This is a genomic window from Spirosoma panaciterrae DSM 21099 (assembly GCF_000374025.1).
GTDB classification, from domain to species: Bacteria; Bacteroidota; Bacteroidia; order Cytophagales; family Spirosomataceae; genus Spirosoma; species Spirosoma panaciterrae.
On the sequence record NZ_KB893244.1, the window covers coordinates 81,789 to 102,300 of the forward strand.

Here is a 20,512-nt window from a genome sequence, read left to right on the forward strand (position 1 = left end):
GATTCATCCGTCGTATGCAACGCAGACGTTTTCTACAATCGCTGGCGTCAGGCTCTTTGGCTGCGCTGGCCGGACTACATGCCACTGGAGCTGCCTCCCGGCCATCCGTCTTTTCGACGGCGGCTTTGCCCAAGCTAAAGATCACGAAAATTCGGTACTACGCAGCGCCCGATTATACCAAGCCCCTCTTCAACCAGGCGCGGGGGATTGTGGAAGTTGAAACCGACGGTGGGCTGGTCGGCATTGGCGAAGGGGGCGCCAAAGATACCATTGAGCAATGCGCCCAGATGATTATCGGCGAAAATCCCTTTCGGATCGAGCATCTCTGGCAGTACCTGTACCGGGGTATGTTTTATCCACCCGGACGTGAGAAACTACATGCCCTGGGGGCTATTGAGATGGCTCTCTGGGATCTGAAAGGCAAGGCGCTGGGCGTACCCGTTTATGAACTGCTCGGTGGGGCCACCCGCGATTACGTTGAATGTTATGCCACGGGCTTTCGGCCATCGAAGGCCAAAACCGAAGAAGAACGAGCGCGCGACTGTATCGAAGCTGGATTTCGGGCCTATCGCATCGGGCCCACAGGGGGGAATGGCGAACAGCCTTTCGACTTTTATGAGAATGCGAAAAAAACCATCGAATTCAGTCGGCGCATCAACGAGGCCGTAGGGGGTGGTGGCAAATGGGCCATTGACCTGCATACCCGTTTCGATACGCAGGAAGCCATCAAAATTTGTCAGGCGCTGGAAGATATGGAACCCTATTTTGTGGAAGATATCATCCGATCCGAAAATCCGGGTGTTTACCGTACACTACGGCCTATGCTGAAAGTACCCATTGCGGTAGGTGAACAGTTTGGCGACCGTTGGGATTCGAACGAATTAATTGAAAACCACCTGATCGATTATACGCGATTTACCCTGCCCAACACGGGAGGAGTACATGAATTTCAAAAACTGGCGGCCATTTGCGAAACGCATTATGTAGGCATGATCCCGCATTTTACGGGTCCGCTTTCGACGGCTGCGCTGGTGCATGTGCTGGGAGCCAGTAGCCCGGTTCGCTGCCTGATGGAACTGGCCGGGGGGGAGCCTGAAAAACCGGCCTATTTCAACGAGGATTACCTGAATTTCAAAAACGGAAAACTCTACCTGAATCCAAATCCGGGGCTGGGTGTGCGCTTCGACCCCAAAAAGGCCACCTTTATCACGGAGATAAAAGAGAATACCAAATATCCACATCCGGTTTTGCGGGCACCCGATGGGTCGATTCATAACTGGTAGACAAAACCTGACGAGTCGATTTATGAATGATTATCTGCTGAGTTGCGACTGGGGTACATCGTCGTTCCGGCTTCGGTTGGTCGATACCCGGACTGGTCGGGTTTTGGGCGAACACCTTCTGCCGATCGGCGTGGCCGCTACGTTCGATACCTGGAAAGTTGAGCACGACCGAACGGAGGTTGAACGGGAAACGTTTTTCGGGCAATTTCTAAAAGCACAGATCAACACCCTGGCTGATTCGCTGTCGGTTTCGCTGGAGCAGGTGCCTGTGGTATTGTCGGGTATGGCGTCGTCGTCGATTGGTATGGCCGAATTGCCGTACGCGAATCTGCCCTTTTCGCTCGACGGGTCCCAGGTCAGTGTTCGGTGGGTCGCTCCCCGGCCTGAATTCAAATTCGGTCATCGGCTCTTACTGGTTTCGGGGGTGCGGAGCCCAAGAGACGTTATGCGGGGCGAAGAAACACAACTGATTGGCCTGCGTGACATCCTGACCGAGGGAACTCGTTCGGTGCTGATTTTTCCGGGTACCCATTCCAAGCATATGTACGTTGAGGGTGGGCAACTTATTGACTTTCAAACGTTCATGACGGGCGAGGTATTCAGTGTACTGACCAGCCATTCCATCCTGAAAGAATCGACCGACGCGGCTAAGTTGATTGATGGCCTCCAACTGGACCCAGCCGCTTTTCGGCGGGGGGTAAAGGCTTCGGAATCACCATCATTGCTTCATAATCTGTTTACGGTGCGGACCAATCAACTGTTTGGTAAACTGACCCGTCCACAGAATGCCCTCTACCTGAGCGGTTTACTGATTGGCTCCGAACTGCGGGGGTTACTGCCGAAATCGGATTGGCAACTGGTACTTTGCTGCGATAACAACCTGATCGATTTTTATACAGAAGCCCTGGCGGAACTCGGCCTGCTGGAGCGGACAACCCGGATCGACGCCGAGCGCATTCGGTATGCCGCCACCGAGGGGCATCTCAACATCCTGAACCACCAGCTCACCCTAGCCCAAGCTACCTTATGAGTCAACGCCCGTTTTCGTGGGAGTTATTTACGAAATGCCCTATTGTCGGTATTGTGCGGCACCTGACGGCCGATGAAGTTGCTGAGATGCTGCCGATCTATCTGGAAAGTGGTCTGACAACCATCGAAATTACGATGAATACACCGGGGGCTGCCGAGATGATTCTGGCGGCACAGGCCCACTATTCCGGGCAGCTCAACCTGGGCGCCGGTACCGTTCGAACGTTGACTGATCTGGAAAATGCGCTGGCTGCCGGTGCCCAGTTTATCGTTACCCCTACACTGAATGAGCCCATCGTTCGGCGCTGTGTGGAGCAGGGCATACCTATTTTTCCGGGAGCCTTTACTCCGACCGAGATTGAACGGGCCTGGCAACTGGGCGCAGCGATGGTCAAGGTATATCCGGCAGGTATGTTCGGTCCCGACTATATCCGCGATATAAAGGCCCCACTGGACGATGTAAAACTGCTACCAACGGGTGGGGTCAATCAATCGAACATGGCCGAGTATCGAAACGCGGGAGCCGATGGGGTAGGTATGGGGAGCCAGTTGATCGACAAATCCCTGATTCAGCAGCGTGACTGGGCGGGACTGAAAGCCCATTTCCTTGCCATAAAGCGTGCATTTGATGGTCAATAGTACGTACCAGGTTAGCATTTAATGGGCATACATTGAAGACAATTTCACTACCCATTCCTGCCAATCGATAGACAGCAAAGTGCCATAACCCGTGTTTCCTATGCCCTCGTCCCGAATACCAAATTATCGCTGGTTCGTTGTCTTTCTGGTATTTATTGCCACAACGATCAATTACCTTGATCGGCAAATCATTGGCCTGTTAAAACCAATTCTGGAGAACGAATTCAGTTGGTCCGAAACCGACTTCGCCCATATTGTGATGGCCTTTACGGCGGCCTATGCCGTTGGCCTGTTGCTATCTGGCTGGTTTATTGATAAGGTAGGCTCCAAAATCGGCTATGCCGTCATGATCGTTATCTGGAGCGTGGCAGGTATGCTTCATGCGCTGGCCCGGAGTGCCCTGGGTTTTGGATTGGCGCGGGTCGGATTGGGCATCGGTGAAGCAGGCAATTACCCGGCGGGTATGAAAACCGTAGCCGAATGGTTTCCTAAGAAGGAGCGGGGGCTGGCAACCGGACTTTTCAACGCTGGTACGAGTATTGGGGTGGTTGTAGCGGTCCTGTTGGTGCCATTCATTCTGCGGACGTATGGCTGGCCGGATGTATTCTGGATTACCGGAGCCCTGGGCTTCGTATGGCTGGTGGCCTGGTGGATTTTCTATGAAGTACCGTCGCGTCAGCATCGGCTGTCAGCAGTCGAGCGGGACTATATTCTGGCCGGACAGGAATTGCCGGACGAAAACCAGACGGCATCAGTCAGTTGGGCCAGACTCTTTGCGTATCCACAAACCTGGGTGCTTATTGTTGGCAAAGGCCTCATCGACCCCATCTACTGGTTTTTCCTGTTCTGGTTGCCCTCCTATTTCTCCGCCATGTTTGCGCTCGATCTGAAAAAGCCAAGCTGGGAACTGATGCTTATTTATCTGGCTACCACACTGGGCAGCATTGGGGGCGGTTATCTATCATCGCAACTCATTAAGCGAGGCTGGCCTACCCTGAAAGCCCGCAAAACGGCGCTACTGGCGTTTGCGGTCATTGAACTGTCGGTAATTTCGCTCCAGTTTGCCACCAACGTCTGGACGGCGGTTGGGTTGCTTAGTCTGGCGGTAGCCGTTCATCAGGCATGGGCGACGAACGTATTTACACTGGGTTCCGATTTGTTCCCTAAACAGGCTGTCAGTTCGGCGGTAGGTATTGGCGGTATGGCAGGCGCCGTAGGCGGTATTCTCTTTCCGATGCTGGTCGGAAGTTTACTGGATCGCTACCGGGCCGAAGGAAATCTGTCGGGTGGGTACAATGTCCTGTTTACCATCTGCGGCTTTACCTACCTGATAGCCTGGGGCATCATTCATCTGCTCACCCGTTCCATGCGGCCCATTGCTGTAGAACAGAACGGGTGAGTCCCGATTGCCTACAAGTCTGGTATCTCTTTAAGCGGCTTCCAGGACGGGTTGGTTTTGGGCACCGGATCGCCCGAACAAACCCGGCATAAGTACATCAGCTCCATCGACCAGCCCCTGTCGACCTTACCGAGCGAAAGGGTTATCTGGGTTCGGGGTGTCAGCCAGTTTACGGTCTGGAGTTCTCCCACACGTTTTACTTTACCGGGGCCATATTTTTCGCGGAGTAACCCTTCCAGTTCATTCGATGCGGCTGTTACATCGGCTTCGGAGATCGATGCGGTAGTATAGTAGTAATAAGAGGCCGACAGCAGGGAATCACCGTTGAAGCCATATTCCAGGCCAACCGTTCGGTTGATTAGTGGGACTCGGGCATAGATCAACTTCTCGGCCTTTGACGATGTACGTTTTTCTTTTTCTGCTTCTTTAACCTGTTTGGGTGAGAATCCCCAGCGTACCTGACGAATATCGGGCGTTGGCTGGGCCATCAGCAAACCAACTGTACCTAGTTGCAAAAGCAGTACGTACAGCAGACGGGAGCGAATCGTTGTCATAAGTAGTGAATGAGCTTGTCTTGAGATAAAGAACCTCAGGACGATGATTCTGTTTGGTTGGTTTGTAAGAAACGTACCAGTGCCGCTGTCCGGGCAGGTTCTTCAATCTACCCGGCGAGGCCGTTCAACATCGAACGGTTGCCATGAACTCGGTTTTAGGAAGATTCACTATCATCAGCTTTGTGCATCTGACGGCATGGGTGGAGCAACCGATTTATTCTCAGACCTTAACTGAGCAGCCTGTGGGAGCGAATACAGGTGTTCGTAATACTCCCGCGCCATTCGGTCGGCATCGAAATAAGGGCGTATATCGAGCAGGCTGTTTTTCATAAGCTGGAGCCACTGCTCAGGTTGTTCGTAGTACATGGGCAAAATGACCGTTTCCAGCAATGTGTACAGATTTTCGGCATCGAAGTCGTCCTGCTGATGAGCGGGCCAGGTCAGGTCAGCTTCGGGAAGAACAAAACTATTGATGCCATTCCGGGCAAATTCGGGTATCCAGCCATCATTGGTCGAACAGTTTATCGCGCCATTCATCGCGGCCGTCATGCCACTGGTTCCTGATGCTTCGCGGGTAAGCCGGGGGGTGTTGAGCCATACATCGGCCCCTTGTTTCAGTCGTTTCGACAGGTATAGTTCATACCCGACCAGTACTGAGCAGTTGGTATACTGCTTCGATACATGTACCAGTCGGTCGAATGTGCCGATGCTGGCATAATCGAATGGATATGGTTTTCCGGCCCAGATAATCTGCACCGGATAGTTCGGATTCGTCAGCAGGCGGTCGAATCGGGCTGGGTCAGAAAGAAGCAGATCTGGGCGTTTATACCCCGCAAACCGCCGGGCCCAAACGATGGTAAAGATGTTGGGGTCGTACAAATCGCCTGTCTGATTGGCAACCAGATCGAACAGGGCTCGTTTGTTGGCACGTTTTCGGGTAATCAGCGTAGCATCGTCATGGGCAGCGGCTGCTGCATCCAGTGTGGGGTCGCCCCAGAACGGGTGATTCTGGGCATTGGTAATGGCAATGATTGGGCAAATATCTGGGGTTCCCTGCCACAGTTGCTGGCTTACTTCCTGATGGCGTCTGGATACGGCATTGGCACGTCCGGCCATTCGTAAAGCGCCTAATGCCCAGTTGAATTGCTCATCATACAGGCCCGTAGTTCGTTGAACCTCTTCGAGGGGGAGGCCATCAAAAAAGCCCATTCGATCCAGAAGCCGACAATCACTGCGGGGGTTTCCGGCTTCTTCGGGTGTGTGCGTCGTGAATACCAACCGTTCCCGAACGGCCTCCCGGCGGCCTAGTTGCCGAAGGAGGTAAAAGGCCAGCGGCAGCGGGTGGCTCTCGTTCATGTGGTAAACGTCTGGTTTTAGCTGAAGCTGTTCCAATAGTTTAGCGCCCCCAATACCGAGCAAAATGCTCGACGCAATGCGGGTTTCGGGGTTGGGGTCGTAGAGCCGATGGCAGACGGTTTGCGCCAGATAATCGTTTTCGGGCAGATCGGTCGACAGAAAATACGTTGGTACGGTACCAAATACCGTTGGCGGCAGGTAATAGGCGGTTACCCAAACCGGAGCCTGATTGATCTGAATCTGAAAGCGCAGGTTGGTTGGCTGAAGAAAGCTATAGTGCTTTTCCATAAATAGCACATCCATGGTCTGATCGGCTTTATGGACCTGATCGTAATAGCCATATTTCCAGAGAATACCTATGGCTACCATCGGCTGGTGTAGGGTATAGGCACTGCGCATGTGTGAGCCCGCCAGAAAACCCAGCCCACCCGAGTAGGTCTTCAGGTATTGGGCAAAAGCAAACTCCATTGAAAAATAAGCCACGAAGGGCATTCGCTCTGTAGAAATCGAAGGGATAGATTCCATATATTCAGGTTGATAAGTCGTTATGACTGGCCCGAAGGTCGGTACTCAGGGCATGCATCGGGCTGAAACCAAACAGCCCGTAGGCTGATTTTTATCAGACGATTGACCACAAACAGCTTTTTCGTTGAGTATGGTCATACGGGACTGCGTCGTCGATGGAGAATTTTACCGAACGAACGTAGTCCTTACCGAAGCGATTTATGAATCCAGTTCTTCAGGAAATGCCCTCTCAACTACTTGTGCTGAACAGTGGTTCATCGAGTATCAAGTTTGCTGTGTTTGATCTGGACGAACGGCGGATTGCATCGGGTAAACTGACCCGTATTGGGCAGGAGGCAGGGCAGTTTGTCCGAACCGATCAGGACCAGACACACTGCGACGTCCTGGCTTTACCCGATCATGCGGTGGCTCTGGACGTGCTGTTCGACTGGCTTCATCAGCAGACTAATCTGCAAATCGGAGCCGTTGGGCATCGTATGGTGCATGGGGGCGAACGCTATTGGACACCACAGCGGGTAACCGCCGGGCTACTGACCGATCTTCGATCGCTGGTTCCTTTGGCTCCCGATCATTTACCCGCCGAAATCAGTCTGGTCGAAGCCGTAGCGGCCCGGTATTCGCGGTTGCCTCAGGTGGTCTGCTTCGATACCGCCTTTCACCATGCAATGCCCGCGCTGGCCCGACAATTGCCCGTGCCCCGACACCTGGCCGAAGAAGGGGTAAAGCGGTATGGCTTTCATGGACTATCGTATGACTATGTAATGGGTCGATTGCGTCAGGAAGCCGGAGAGGCCGTTGCCAATGGTCGTGTGTTGGTGGCGCATTTGGGCAATGGGGCTAGTATGGCGGCCATGCTGAATGGAAAAAGTCTGGATACAACCATGGGATTTACGCCTACGGGGGGCCTGATGATGGGCACCCGCACTGGCGACCTGGACCCCGGTGTACTGTTGTATCTGCTGAATCATCGGGGTATAGACCGTTCAAAACTAACTCATTTGCTGAACGATGAATCGGGCTTGCTGGGAGTGTCGGGTCGTAGTGCTGATATGCAGGAGCTGTTGCAGCACGAAGCGTATGAGCCAGCTGCCGCCGAAGCGATTGCGTTGTTTTGCTACCTGGCTGTTAAACAACTGGGGGCGCTGGTAGCCGTACTCAATGGACTCGATACGCTGGTCTTTACCGGGGGGATTGGTGAAAATGCACCGACGATTCGCGCCCGTATTTGTGAGCGGCTGGCCTATCTGGGGATCACCCTCGACCCGGTCCGAAATCAGGGTCATGAAGCCATTATCTCTCCCGAAGGGCATGGGCCTGTCGTGCGGGTTATACCGACCGATGAAGAAATTATGATAGCCCGATATACCCGGCAGGTGCTACGTTCATAGTAGGGTTGTCTGCTAAGAATCAAGGGCTCGGTTGAAGTTTGTCAGTTTTTAAATAGGATACAGACGATAGCTTTGAGCCATGTGCATCTGCCAGGGAGCATGTTTCACAGATGCGCCCGTTGTGAACCGATCCAGTAGCGGTTGAAACAGTTGTTGAGGATGCAGTAGGCTCATAATCTGATTGGTTTATGGGTTAGGTGTACGACGGAAAGCGCCTACGCCAACCGTGAGGGTAACAAAAAAGCCGTTGGTGGCATAACGGGGGCGGTCGGTCCCCAACAGATCGCCGGTCGTTTTCCAGCCGGTCGAATAAGGGCTCATCTGATACCCTGCCCGTAAGCCCAGCAATACCCCACCATAAGTGTTGTCTTCGCCAAACGTAGCCATCAGCCAGTCGGCTCCAAGGCCCAGTTGTGCGTTGATATTGGGAAGTATAGCCGACGATTCGCTGGTGGAAGTGCCCTGTTGCTGGCTTTGGGTCATACCCACAACGGTGCCGCCGACACCTGCCAGGGGATACAACCAGAAACGATGCGTATCGACGACAACCCGGCCAATGTAAAGATATCCTCCTCCGCAAAAAGGCTCGGCATAATAGGTTGAACTGCCGAAACTACGTCGGGCCATCCCATAGCCACCGGCCCCCAGAATGATTTTATCAAGTCGGGCGTAGCCTTCACCACCAATATACACGAAATCGTTTGTGGAGGGAGTCGGTAATGACGGGTTAAGTTGGGTTAGGGTTCGGCCGATCTGGTGGAGGTTGGCGTAACCGATTCGAAAAAATCCAGCACCGCCGTATTGTTTGACCGACTGGCCCAAAGCCGTAGCGCTTTCGAGGAGCAATACGAGCGCAAGAACAAGCAGCAGAAAGAGGAAAATCCGTTTCATGTTGATGGGTAGTAAGAGATATGGGGCAAAAGTAAACCACGCCGATTCCGCTTTTGCTGAGTGCCGTCACGCAATGGGCTGAAGTTGCTCAGTAGGTCAGGTGCTGAAAGCCAGGGTGTATCTTATGTAGTCGTTCGACTCAACGGACACGGAATCCTCCTCCGCCAATTCCCAGCGTCAAATAAAAACAGGAAGGCGAATAACGGGTCGTGACAACAGGATCGCTCAGGTCACTATGCCATTCGGTAGAGGTCGTTGTCAGACGGTAACCAACTTTCAGGCTAAGCATAGGTCCGGCATGCAGGGTTTTGTCGGTCGGTTTTCTGCTGACTAGCCAATCGAGGGTCAGGGCTAGATCGGCCGAAAAACCATCGTGTGTATACGTTCGAGTGCCCCCGGTGCTGGATTGAACGTTTACATTAAATGAATTGATGCCGGGGCCCAGACTCGGATATACTTTTGTTCGGTTGGTTTGCCAGGCCACCCAGCCCAGCCAAAGATGCGCATTGGAGGCCGACGATTCCACTTTATCCAGGCCTGCCAATGGAATAAAATGTTTGTTGGCCAGTGCCGATGCACCAACGCCAACCAGCCACCGATTAGATTGCCCGTACAGATCACCGCCTATCAGCGTATACTGGTTTGAACTAGCGGGGTCGACGCCTTGATTGAGCTGATGAATGACTGCACTGGCACCTGGCCATTGGCTTGCGCCCAGGTAAAGGAATCCGGCTCCTCCCTGTACCCGTTGGGCCTGCGCTGCGGTCATCAGAAGCAGTAGAAGCGTTACCGAGCCGAAAAGCAGGATTTTAGCGGAAAGAGTCATGCGTGATCGGCTGCCGTAGCGTTTCGATGGGTACGGCTGGCTTTCCTGGAGGAACGAGTGCTGATGTTAAACACCCAATAAAAGGGACAGGAGCCCGATAGGCCGGTCATAACCAGCAAAAACGAAATAAACAGCAGGAGCCAGTTGAGGGGAAATTCGATCTCTTTTACCCACAACAGAATGAATAAACCAGCCCCCACACCAAGGCGGATGGCTATATCGTAAGGTCCCAGGTTAGGTTTCATGACGTTCGGTGATTTACAGGATAAAGCTATAAATACACAGAACGTCAGACGCTGATAGCGATCAAAGCTGAACCTGATTTACATCACCAGTTGGCCCGGCGAAGTTTTTCCGGCTGCACTACCCGGATGCTGCCCGACGTATTGATCTCGATCAGCCCATCCTGTTTGAATTCGCTGAGCGTTCGGATCAGTGATTCGGTGGCTGTGCCGGTCAGCGCTGCCAGATCATCGCGTGAAAACTGGATGAGGGCTTCCGGTTGTTGATTGTACAGCCGAAGTAAGGTATCGGCTACCCGACGACGGAGCGAACTATAGGCCATGCCCAGCAGTTGCTGTTCGCGCTCGCCGACCCGTCCGGCCAGTAATTTGATAAACTGCTGACTAACAGTAGGATTGCTCGATACCAGCTGAAGGAAATCTTCTTTCGGGATATACAGCAGTTCGGAGTCTTCCAGCGTAACGGCCGAATCGGTATACTCGCGGTTTTCCAGCAGAGCGAAATAACCGAAAAACTCGCCCGGCCCATAAACCCCCGTAATAAATTCCTTGCCATCGGTATTGTTGCGTACGGTCTTTACTTTTCCCGACTTCACGAAAAACAGCCGGGTGGGGTCGTCCCCTTCCGAATAGACGTACTGTTTTTTGCGGATGCTGTGCGATTTTCGGTCGACCGACAGGCTATTCAGATTCCCTACTGACCGGGCATCGTCCAGAAACTGAGTGAGGCCCTCCTGTTTCATGTCGTAATCGGGTCGTAGATGCGTGAACCGATTTAGTCGCCCTTCAATGGCACTCAGTAGCTCACTTTCTTCAAAGGGTTTGGTCAGGTAGTCGTCGGCTCCGAGGTCCATCCCTTTTCGGAAATCGTTTCGCTCGGTTTTGGCTGTCAGAAAGATAAAGGGTACGCCCGACAGATCCGGGTTTCGGTTGAAAACCTGCAAAACACCATACCCATCGAGCACGGGCATCATAATGTCGCAGATGACCAGATCGGGCCTGGTTTCCAATGCCTTCTGAACGCCAACTTTGCCGTTTTCGGCGGTAATAACCGTATAGTTGGCTAGTTCAAGGATTTCGGCAGTTGTTTCGCGAATGGCTTCGTTATCTTCAATCAAGAGGATGGTTTTCATACGGGAGGCAGAAGGTTATGGTAGTCCCTTTATTCAATTCACTTTGCAAATGGATCGTTCCCTGCATGAGTTCAACATACCGGGCCACAATGTGCAGCCCCAGCCCGGTACCTGATACATTGGTCGCGTTTTTGGCGCGAAAAAACTGTTCAAACAGGTGTTGCTGGTCGTCGGATGAGATGCCAATTCCCTGGTCAATCACCGCTACCGTTATCTGTTGGTTCGCGCAATGCCCTTCTATTCGTATCTGCGAGCCTTCACCGGAATATTTAATGGCGTTTGAGAGAAGGTTGACCATGATTTTACGCAGGAGCGACGGGTCGAGCCAGATTGACGACGGGCTGTTAATCGCTATGTCAACCGTTTGCCCGGCTTTCAAAAGACTGCTCATGTCATGAACAACCTCATCGACCAGATGATGGAGATTGACCTGAGCCGGATGCGCCGTAATTTTTCCTTCTTCGAGCCGACCGACCGATAAAAACTCTTCCAGAATATCGTTGAGGTGTTTGACCGATGCGCGGATGCGTTGCAGATGCTTTTGACGTTTGTCCTGCTGGTCGGTGTTGGGATACTTCTCGATCAGCGATGTAGAGTTGAGCACGGCCGTAAGCGGAGTTCGGAATTCATGAGACGCCATCGATACAAATCGGGATTTGAGTTCGCCCAGTTCCCGTTCCGTTTTCAGGGCCTGGGCCAGTTCATCTTTCGATTCTTCCAGTTGCTCCAGCGTATCCATCAGCGCCTGCGTGCGGTCGGCCACTTTCTGTTCGAGTTCGGTGTTGAGCCGCTCTACATTTGCTTTCTGTTCCAGCAGTTGCCGTTCGGCTTCCTTTTTAAAGGTAATATCGACGATATAGGCCACCGCATAGAGGGTATTGTCGAGCCGGAAATAACCCAGGCTGATTTCGACCGGAAACAGGGTGCCATTCTGCCGTTGGGCATACAGATCCCGGTTGTGCCCCATCGGTCGGGATTGGGGATTGGCATTGAACGAATGGCGGAGTTTTTCGTGGTACTGACTAATGCTTCGGGGTACGAGCTGCTCGATCGACACGCCCATCAGTTCGTTGTGTGCATAGCTAAAGAGTTGCTCGGCCATATGGTTTGCCGATACAATTTTCCCTTGTTCGTTGGCGACGATGATGCCAATTGTGGCATTGGTAAAAACGGCTTCGTACCGCCTGACACTATGATCGAGTTCTCGTTCGGTACGGTGCAGTCGGTCCAGGTTGGTAATACGCACCAGAACCATCTGGTCGTCGGAAAACAGTTTAAGTGTAATACGCCCCCAGAATGTATCGCCCGTATACCGCCCGATTTCGGTTTCTTCCTCCACGTGTCGTTCCTGTTTGAGCCGTCGGACCAGATCGGTCCAGTCGTCGGGCGTGAGGGGATGGTTTCGGAACGAAAGCTGCGACTGACCCAGCAGAACGGCTTCGGACGGATAGCCGAGCATTTGCACACCCGCCTGATTGATGCGTGTATAATGATTCTGGTGGAAATCATATACGCCCAGAAAATCATTTTCCTGCTCAAACAGGATGTTCATCAAGGTGGTGGCATCGATCCCTTTAAACATGGAAGAGGCTCGGAGAAGTTTATGGTTACGGGTAGTTGGAAACAAAGTACGTGAATGAACCTTTGTTGATGCAACTTATTGGAGAATAAAATTGCCCATGTCAACGCTATGTAGACCAACAGGCACGCAGCTTATCGGTAGGGCGCCTGATTTGGCTGTGTCATGGTTGTAGCACATGGCTCGCGGTTTCTACCTATAAATATTAGCTCATAGCCTGATTGAGGTCATTTTTTTGCGCTGAATAAGGCGGCATCTTCACCCCAACGTTAATCGACCAGGCCGATTGGCGAAAACGATAAGCTTATGAATACAGGTCGCCCAAAACGGTTAGTGCCCAGTGTAACCTTGCCCGTGTTATTGACATTTATTCCCATAGATGATAAGCCCTACTCGGCTGTACGGGAAATGGTCAGCGATTTGCAGCATCAGCTTGAGGGCAAAATCAGGGTACTGAAAATTGATGCGGCTTCCCATCCGGCTATCGTTCGTAGCTTTGGCTTAAAGCGGCTTCCGGCCTTCGTGTTGCTGCTACAGGGGGCTGAGTTATGGCGTCAGGAGGGAATACCTGATACCAGCCTGCTCAATCTATTGCCGCAAAATCTGTTAAAGGCCTAAGAGTTGGTTCGTCGTAACCAGGCGTTATAGCCTTCGATCCATATGGTTCCGGCCAGCGCCAGCAAACTGCATTGAAGCCATTGGGCCAGGGTGAGCGGGGCAAACTGCATCAGGTGCCGAAGGCCAGGTATGAGTAACGCCACGACCAGCATGAGAATCGTCAGGCCGATAACGCCCCACAAGACGGGATTGGGCCTCCGCAGAGCCCGGAAAAATGGCTCTTGATTGGATCGGCGAACCAGAGTTAGCCAGATGTTGCTCATGACGAGGGTTGTAAAGGTCAGGCTGCGAACCAGATTGGCCGAATAGCCAAGCCGCATGGTCAGGTAATACGTACCGAGGGTAACCAGGGCGATAGCGAGCCCCTGAATACTACTCAGCCTTAACTCAAGGGAAGTAAAAAAGGTAGTGTTCAACGGTCGGGGAGGGCGTTGCATCAAGCCTACTTCGGCAGGTTCCTGTTCAAAGGCGATGGAGCAGGTAGGCCCCATAATGAGTTCGAGAATAATCACGTGGATTGGGCTGAACAGGTTGATATAGGTCCAGTTGGCGATCAGGGGGAGGGTTACGGTGAGTATGATCGGAATATGAATGGCCACAATATAGGCGATCGCATTTTTTAGATTTTGATAGATTCGCCGACCTAGGGCAATCGCATCGACCATACTACTCAGGTCATCGTTGGCCAGGATAAGCGAAGCCGCCTGTCGGGCAAGCTCGGTGCCCCGCTGGCCCATGGCTACCCCAATGTGAGCCGCTTTCAGTGCTGGGCCGTCATTCACACCGTCGCCCGTCATGGCCACCACCTGCCTGTTGGCTTTCAGGGCTTCGATCACGCGTAACTTAGCCTGGGGCAACATACGGGCGAATACATGTGTCTGGTTGACCAGCTTACGCAGTTCATGATCGGATAAGGCCATCACCTGTTTTCCCGTCAGCCATTTTGTTCCTTCATCCAGACCAACCTGTCGGGCAATGGCGAGGGCGGTTTCGGGGGCGTCGCCCGTGATGAGCTTGACAGTGATTCCTGCTTGTTTGAATTGCTCGATGACCTTGTCGGCATTGGGCTTTGGGGGATTTTCGAACGCGATCAGTCCTTTAAATACCCACGGAAAATCGTCCTGATTGGCCGGATACCCAGCCTCGGACCAGTTGCTGCCCGCTACGCCCAGAACCCGGTAGCCTCTGGTCGATAGCAGACGCGCTTTTTCCAGGATTGTTTTTGCCTCTGTATGAGAGAATCTGCAAATCTGAACAATGCGCTCCACCGCTCCTTTGCCAGCTACCTGAACCGGCCCCGTTGCGGGGTCGTACACATGGGTCATCATGGGGGGCGTGCCTGCGAGTGGATACTCATGTACCATTGGGCGCTGAAGCGGATCGGCCGGGGAACAATGGGCCTTATAGGCAACCAGAATGGCTTTTTCCATCGGGTCGAACGGTTCTGCCTCACTGGCCCATCGGGCATACGACAGTACCTCCCAGGCTGCTGTTGGTAGGGGTAGCCCCTGATCAGGAGACATCAGGGTAGTTTCGCCATCCGCATAAATGTGCGTTAAGACCATGCCCTCCTGGGTAATCGTTCCGGTTTTATCGACGCAGATAACCGAGGCCGACCCTAAGCTTTCGACGGTTTGCGGTTGTTTGGTCAATACCCCGAAGCGGGCCATTCGGGCGGCTCCGAGGGCCATAAAGCTGCTGAACGCGACGGGGATTTCTTCGGGCAGAATGGTCATCGCCATCGTCAGGCCAAACAAGAGTGAGGTGACCCAATCTCCGGAGCGGGCGAAGTTGATGATACAAACCAGTAAAAAGGCCCCAAGCCCTACAAAGGCCATCCGGTTTACGAAGTGATGAATCTGTTGCTGTAGCGGGGTTTTTTCGGCAACTATGGTTTGGAGCGAATGCCCCAGCCGACCGATTTCGGTTTGCTCGCCGACCGCGGTAATCCAGATGAACACCCGGCCCGACGTGAGTACGGTTCCGCTGTACAAAAGGGCACCTTCTTCGATTTTTGCTGCCGGAACCGACTCTCCGGTTAGCATGGACTCATCGACCGAACAGTCATTGGCCTGCAGGAGCCGTCCATCGGCCGGAACGGTCTGGCCTTCGGTCAGCAACACTACGTCGTCGACCACCAGCTCGGCTGTCGGAAGTTCGGTGAGTTGTCCGTCGCGCATTACCTGAACGGTGGGCTGCGTTAACTGGCGGAGGGCCTGTAGGGCTTTATCGCTGCGGATGGATTCAAAAACGGATAAACCGGCTACGATCAGCATGGCTACGCCGAGGACTATGCCTTCGTGCCATTCGCCCAGAATAACATAGAGGGTACAGGCTCCGGCCAGCAGCCCAAACATAGGCTCCGTAACAATATCGACCAGGAGCTGCCAGCGATTTTCGGGGTCAGGTAACGAGTTGGCTCCGTGGCGGCTTCGGGAGCGGCCGACTTCATCGGTAGTCAATCCGGCCAGACTGGCCATCGATTCGAGGGTAGGAGAAGACATAAACTGCGGCTGGTTGCTAGACCAAAATTGACGGGCTGGTTCAAGGTATCAACTGATATGGATTGGTCGATAGCCTGATTCTGCTCACACACGATGACCCACCTATAGGCTGATGAAAGTCATCGAAACACCTAATACCCATCAGACTACCGCCATCGGCCATTCGACAACTTTGCCGATGGTAATCCATACGCGTTTACTTCCTCCAATCCGAATGAACCAGACTATCTATCCCTCTACGGTTGAGCCTTCGCCCCAGCGGTTGGCGAATGTGCATCGCTATTGGCAGGCTACCAATTACCTGGGAGCTGCTCAACTTTATCTGCGCGACAATTTTCTCCTGGAGCGCCCTCTGGAAGCCGCCGACATCAAACCGCGTCTGCTTGGGCACTGGGGCACTCAACCCGGACTGAACCTGGTGTATACGCATCTGAATCGACTCGTTCAGGATACCAATGCCCAGGTGCTTATGGTGGTTGGGCCGGGCCACGGAGCACCCGCCATCCTGGCGAACCTTTATCTGGAAGGAACCATGGGTGAGTTTTACCCGGAGTTTACGGTCGGTCTGGAGGGTATGAGCGAACTAATCCGTCAATTCTCCTGGCCCTATGGACTGCCGAGCCATCTGGTGCCGGGTACCCCCGGACAGATTCAGGAAGGAGGTGAACTAGGGTATTGCCTGTCGCACGCGTTTGGGGCCGCTCTGGATAATCCGGATCTGCTGGTAGCCTGTGTGGTTGGGGATGGGGAGGCCGAAACCGGGCCTCTGGCTGCCGCCTGGCATTCAAACAAGTACCTGAACCCAGCTACCTCGGGGGCCGTATTGCCCATTCTGCACGCCAATGGATATAAACTATCCGGCCCGACCATTTACGGGCGTATGAGCCAGTCTGAGTTGACCAATCTGTTTACGGGCTACGGGTATCAGGTTCGGTTTGTTGGCGGGAGCGATCCAATGCAGGTGCATGCGGCTATGTGGCAGACTATGAACTGGGCGTATGAAGAAATCCAGTCCATACAGCACCAGGCACGTATGGGATTGCTGACGGGGGTGCCTGCCTGGCCAATGATTATCCTGCAAACGCCCAAAGGGTGGACCTGCCCGCTTACCGTTGACGGAAAACCTATTGAGAACACCTCGCATGCGCACCAGTTGCCTGTTGCCGATCCGGCTGGCCAGCCGGCCCAACTGCAGGTTCTGGAGGGATGGCTTCGAAGCTATCGCCCACAGGATTTGTTCGATAGCCTGGGCCGTCCACTGGCGAATGTGCTGGCAACCTGCCCCACGGGTTCCCGGCGTATCGGCATGAATGCGCATGCCAATGGAGGGCAGCAACTTGTTCCGCTGCAATTACCCGATTATGTGTCGTATGCCGTGTCGGTACCTTCGCCCGGAACCGTTGGTGACGAAGGTACGCATACCCTGGCTCTGTACCTGCGGGATGTGTTTTGCCTGAACGAATCGGCCCGGAATTTTCGGGTGGTATGCCCCGACGAAACGACTTCGAACCGGATGACCCCACTGTTTCAGGCTACACAGCGAGCCTGGATGGGGCCCATGGTCGAAACCGATGAGTTCCTCTCTCCCGATGGCCGGGTCATGGAAATCCTGAGCGAACACACCTGCGAGGGCTGGCTGGAAGGTTACCTGCTCACCGGGCGGCATGGACTGTTTGGGTGTTACGAAGCCTTTATTCCGCTGGTCGACTCTATGCTGAATCAGTATGCTAAATGGTTGAAAGTGAGCAAAGAGACTCCCTGGCGTAAACCGCTGGCATCACTTAACTATCTGCTGACCTCGCACGTCTGGCGGCAGGATCATAACGGGTATACGCATCAGGCGCCGGGTTTTATTAACTCGGTAGTTGAAAAGAAAAGCGAGATAGCCCGGGTGTATTTACCGCCAGATACCAACTGCCTGCTGGCTGTGGCCGACCACTGCCTGCGAAGCCGCGATTACATAAACCTGATAGTGGCTTCTAAAGCCCGACAGGCACAGTGGCTGACCATTGATGACGCTCGGGCGCATTGCAGCCGGGGTATGTCGGACTGGGAGTGGGCCGGTAATGCCAAAGGGCATCAGCCCGATGTGGTACTGGCCTGCGCTGGCGATGTACCAACCAATGAGACAGTCGCTGCTGCCGCAATATTGACGGAGCATCTGCCTGAGTTGAAGGTTCGGGTGGTCAATGTGGTTGATCTGCTAACCCTGCAGTCGCCGGACCGCCATCCGCATGGTTTTCCCGAAGCCGCTTTTGTGCAGCTCTTTACGGAGAGTAGGCCCGTGGTGTTTGCCTTTCATGGGTATCCAACACTCATTCACGAACTGCTACACCATCGTACAAATCCGACCCGGTTTCATGTGCGGGGCTATATGGAAGAAGGCCGAACCACTACCCCTTTCGATATGCTGGTGCTGAACAACATGAGCCGGTACCAACTGGTGCTGGCGGCACTGGAGCATCTGAGTAAACGCGCTGGGTCTCAGAAGCTGGTGGACTGGTGCTATCAGAAACTGGATCAGCACAAAGCCTACATTCGCCGGGAAGGGGTAGATATGCCTGACGTCAGAAGCTAATCGCTGGTGGCAGCCTTTTACTGTATTCTGTCAATTCAAATATTTATGAAAACCATTCTGCTGGCCACTGATTTTTCAACCCATGAATTCTGGGCTGCTGACTATGCCTGCCAACTGGCGAATCAGCTTCGTACGCATCTGGCTATTGTTCATGCATATACACCGATTACCCTGGCCGAAATGCATGGCGCTTTGGGGGCTTCTGTCGATCAGGAGCGGTTTCTGGCCATTAGTCAGCTCAGTCGTATGCGCACACGGATGATTAGTGCCACCAAAGGCGCTATTGATGCATCGATCATTGCCTTTCCGGGAGATGCCGAAACGGCTATCAGCACGGAGCTGGCCCGGCTAAAACCCGATTTACTAATCATGGGGCTGGCAGGTCAGAACCCCGAAAAGGCTCGCCGGGAGGGAAGTCTGGCTACAAAACTTATTCCCCAAACGCAGGTGCCCATGTTGCTGGTGCCGCCGGGAGCCCGGTATCAGGCCATACAGAACATGATTCTGGCGGTCGACCTTTCTGCACCTATCGATGCACTGGCGCTGGCCAAGGCCAAGCGGTTTGCCCAACTATTCGGGGCGGCACTGGACATTGTCTGTATGGAAGATGAACCCGGCGAACCCCTCCAGAAAGCCGCTGAAGGAATCCGAAAGTTACTGGCCGATCAGCCTCATACCTTTAGCTTTTTGCCTGGAAATGATCTGAGTATTGCCCTGGACGATTTTCGGGTCGATCATAAAGCCGATCTGATCATGATGATGCCCAAACCACATACCTGCTTCCAGACTTTCCTGATGGAGAGTAATACCCAGCATGTGGCGCGTCAGAGTGCGGTGCCGGTATTAGCTGCCGTATAAGCGGATCGAAGGGTATTGATACATGGAGTAAATCAGCAGGAAGACTGACCAATGTCATAGGGAAACCTGGGTTGCACGGGCACCTTTACGGATTAATCTGTAGCCGGTTGCAACGTAATGAACATTGCTTTTTTTAGCGCATTTTCTTTCGAAAAACCCTGGTTTGAGTCGGGGTCTAGCCATCGGATTACGTTCATCGATAAACCTTTGAGCCTGCAAACCGTAGAGCTGGCAAAAGGCCATCAGGCCGTTTGTGTGTTTGCCAACGATGACGTAAGCCGCCCCGTTTTACTGGGGCTGAAAAAACTAGGGGTATCGGTGGTGGGTATGCGGTGTGTCGGTCTCGATCAGGTTGACCAGCAGGCAATGGCCGAACTCGGTATGACACTGTTGACGCTGCCGGGCCTTTCGCCTTATTCGGTGGCCGAACAGGCCGTTGCACTGGTCCTGGGGCTTGTTCGACACCTGCCCGAAGCCCACGACCGGGTACAACAGGGGAACTTTACCATCGATGGTCTGGTAGGGACGGATCTGCATGGGAAAACGGTTGGGATCATCGGAGCCGGGCGTATTGGTCGAGCATTTGCCCGGATCATGCAGGGTTTTGGCTGTAAGGTAATCGCCTATGACCTGCATCGAGACCCCGCGCTCATCGAAGCCGGGGTGCAATACGGATTACTGGCTGAGCTTCTGGAGCAGGCCGATATTGTCTCATTGCATTGCTCGCTTACGCCCCTTACCGAATACCTTATCAACGACTATACACTGGCGGCCCTTAAACCTACGGCCATTTTGGTGAATACCGCGCGTGGTCGGATTGTCGACACGGCGGCCGTTCTGAAGGCACTGGATGCCGGGCAACTGGCTGGCTATGGGGCTGACGTATACGAACGGGAACGCCCGTATTTTCATTACGATTTCTCAAGCCAGAATCTCGACGATAGCCTGTTAGATCGGCTGTGTCATCATCCGAACGTGCTATTGACGGCGCATCAGGGATTTCTGACCGAAGAAACGCTTCAACAGATGGCGCAGCAGTTGCTCCAACAGTTTTCGTTCTACGAAAATCAGAAAACAATTCATATCCCTCTGGCTTCCGTATGTTAATTT

The 20,512-nt window shown here is 53.4% G+C and carries 18 protein-coding genes; 9 read left to right on the forward strand and 9 right to left on the reverse strand.

What is annotated here, in order from left to right; all coding sequences use genetic code 11:
* Positions 1-14: 14 nt before the first annotated feature.
* The 4 genes from B153_RS0133730 (at position 15) to B153_RS0133745 (ending at position 4,350) form a co-directional block, all read left to right on the forward strand.
* Positions 15-1,283 carry a mandelate racemase/muconate lactonizing enzyme family protein gene (locus tag B153_RS0133730; RefSeq protein ID WP_026262654.1) on the forward strand — a complete coding sequence of 423 codons (1,269 nt, stop codon included), beginning with the start codon at positions 15-17 and terminating at the stop codon, positions 1,281-1,283.
* Between the two features lie 22 nt (positions 1,284-1,305).
* Positions 1,306-2,313: a 2-dehydro-3-deoxygalactonokinase gene (locus B153_RS0133735; RefSeq protein WP_020601182.1), complete on the forward strand. Its 1,008-nt coding sequence runs from the start codon at positions 1,306-1,308 to the stop codon at positions 2,311-2,313.
* Positions 2,310-2,951: a bifunctional 4-hydroxy-2-oxoglutarate aldolase/2-dehydro-3-deoxy-phosphogluconate aldolase gene (locus B153_RS0133740; protein WP_020601183.1), complete on the forward strand. Its 642-nt coding sequence runs from the start codon at positions 2,310-2,312 to the stop codon at positions 2,949-2,951. The genes B153_RS0133735 and B153_RS0133740 overlap by 4 nt, the downstream gene beginning before the upstream one ends.
* A 100-nt stretch (positions 2,952-3,051) precedes the next feature.
* Positions 3,052-4,350, forward strand: coding sequence for an MFS transporter (locus B153_RS0133745; protein WP_020601184.1), 1,299 nt, complete (start codon positions 3,052-3,054; stop codon positions 4,348-4,350).
* An 11-nt stretch (positions 4,351-4,361) separates the two neighbouring features.
* On the opposite strand, the gene B153_RS37065 is transcribed toward B153_RS0133745, so the two are convergent.
* The gene (locus B153_RS37065) at positions 4,362-4,904 is read right to left on the reverse strand and encodes a hypothetical protein (protein ID WP_020601185.1); all 543 of its coding nucleotides are present in this window, start codon (positions 4,902-4,904) and stop codon (positions 4,362-4,364) included.
* Positions 4,905-5,078: 174 nt separating this feature from the next.
* Entirely contained in the window at positions 5,079-6,785 is a 1,707-nt protein-coding gene (glgP, locus tag B153_RS0133755; RefSeq protein ID WP_040762497.1) for an alpha-glucan family phosphorylase, read from the reverse strand.
* Positions 6,786-6,985: 200 nt separating this feature from the next.
* Here glgP and B153_RS0133760 point away from each other — a divergent pair, with 200 nt between their 5' ends.
* Positions 6,986-8,173: an acetate/propionate family kinase gene (locus B153_RS0133760; RefSeq protein WP_026262655.1), complete on the forward strand. Its 1,188-nt coding sequence runs from the start codon at positions 6,986-6,988 to the stop codon at positions 8,171-8,173.
* A 48-nt stretch (positions 8,174-8,221) separates the two neighbouring features.
* Here B153_RS0133760 and B153_RS38775 read toward each other — a convergent pair whose 3' ends face one another.
* From B153_RS38775 to B153_RS0133790, 6 genes are all read right to left on the reverse strand, one after another.
* On the reverse strand, positions 8,222-8,347 hold the full coding sequence (locus B153_RS38775; protein WP_020601188.1) for a hypothetical protein: 126 nt from the start codon (positions 8,345-8,347) through the stop codon (positions 8,222-8,224).
* Positions 8,348-8,359: 12 nt separating this feature from the next.
* On the reverse strand, positions 8,360-9,064 hold the full coding sequence (locus B153_RS0133770) for a hypothetical protein (protein ID WP_020601189.1): 705 nt from the start codon (positions 9,062-9,064) through the stop codon (positions 8,360-8,362).
* A 139-nt stretch (positions 9,065-9,203) separates the two neighbouring features.
* Positions 9,204-9,890, reverse strand: coding sequence for a hypothetical protein (locus B153_RS0133775; protein ID WP_020601190.1), 687 nt, complete (start codon positions 9,888-9,890; stop codon positions 9,204-9,206).
* Entirely contained in the window at positions 9,887-10,135 is a 249-nt protein-coding gene (locus B153_RS0133780) for a YgaP family membrane protein (RefSeq protein WP_020601191.1), read from the reverse strand. Before B153_RS0133780 ends, B153_RS0133775 begins: the two co-directional genes overlap by 4 nt.
* Positions 10,136-10,218: 83 nt before the next feature.
* The gene (locus B153_RS0133785; RefSeq protein WP_020601192.1) at positions 10,219-11,265 is read right to left on the reverse strand and encodes a response regulator; all 1,047 of its coding nucleotides are present in this window, start codon (positions 11,263-11,265) and stop codon (positions 10,219-10,221) included.
* A complete protein-coding gene (locus tag B153_RS0133790; RefSeq protein ID WP_020601193.1) occupies positions 11,243-12,847 on the reverse strand; it encodes a sensor histidine kinase in 1,605 nt (534 codons plus the stop codon). The genes B153_RS0133785 and B153_RS0133790 overlap by 23 nt, the downstream gene beginning before the upstream one ends.
* A gap of 303 nt (positions 12,848-13,150) precedes the next feature.
* On the opposite strand from B153_RS0133790, the gene B153_RS0133795 reads away from it, so the two are divergent.
* The gene (locus B153_RS0133795) at positions 13,151-13,462 is read left to right on the forward strand and encodes a YbbN family protein (protein ID WP_020601194.1); all 312 of its coding nucleotides are present in this window, start codon (positions 13,151-13,153) and stop codon (positions 13,460-13,462) included.
* On the opposite strand, the gene B153_RS0133800 is transcribed toward B153_RS0133795, so the two are convergent.
* Entirely contained in the window at positions 13,459-15,966 is a 2,508-nt protein-coding gene (locus tag B153_RS0133800; protein ID WP_157635038.1) for a cation-translocating P-type ATPase, read from the reverse strand. The genes B153_RS0133795 and B153_RS0133800 overlap by 4 nt on opposite strands.
* A gap of 112 nt (positions 15,967-16,078) precedes the next feature.
* Between B153_RS0133800 and B153_RS0133805 the strand changes: the two genes are divergently transcribed.
* From B153_RS0133805 to B153_RS0133815, 3 genes are all read left to right on the forward strand, one after another.
* Positions 16,079-18,544 (forward strand): phosphoketolase family protein, encoded by a 2,466-nt coding sequence (locus tag B153_RS0133805; protein WP_211221729.1) that lies wholly within the window; start codon positions 16,079-16,081, stop codon positions 18,542-18,544.
* A gap of 45 nt (positions 18,545-18,589) precedes the next feature.
* Positions 18,590-19,402, forward strand: coding sequence for a universal stress protein (locus tag B153_RS0133810; RefSeq protein ID WP_020601197.1), 813 nt, complete (start codon positions 18,590-18,592; stop codon positions 19,400-19,402).
* Positions 19,403-19,519: 117 nt separating this feature from the next.
* Positions 19,520-20,509: a 2-hydroxyacid dehydrogenase gene (locus B153_RS0133815; protein ID WP_020601198.1), complete on the forward strand. Its 990-nt coding sequence runs from the start codon at positions 19,520-19,522 to the stop codon at positions 20,507-20,509.
* Positions 20,510-20,512: the final 3 nt, after the last annotated feature.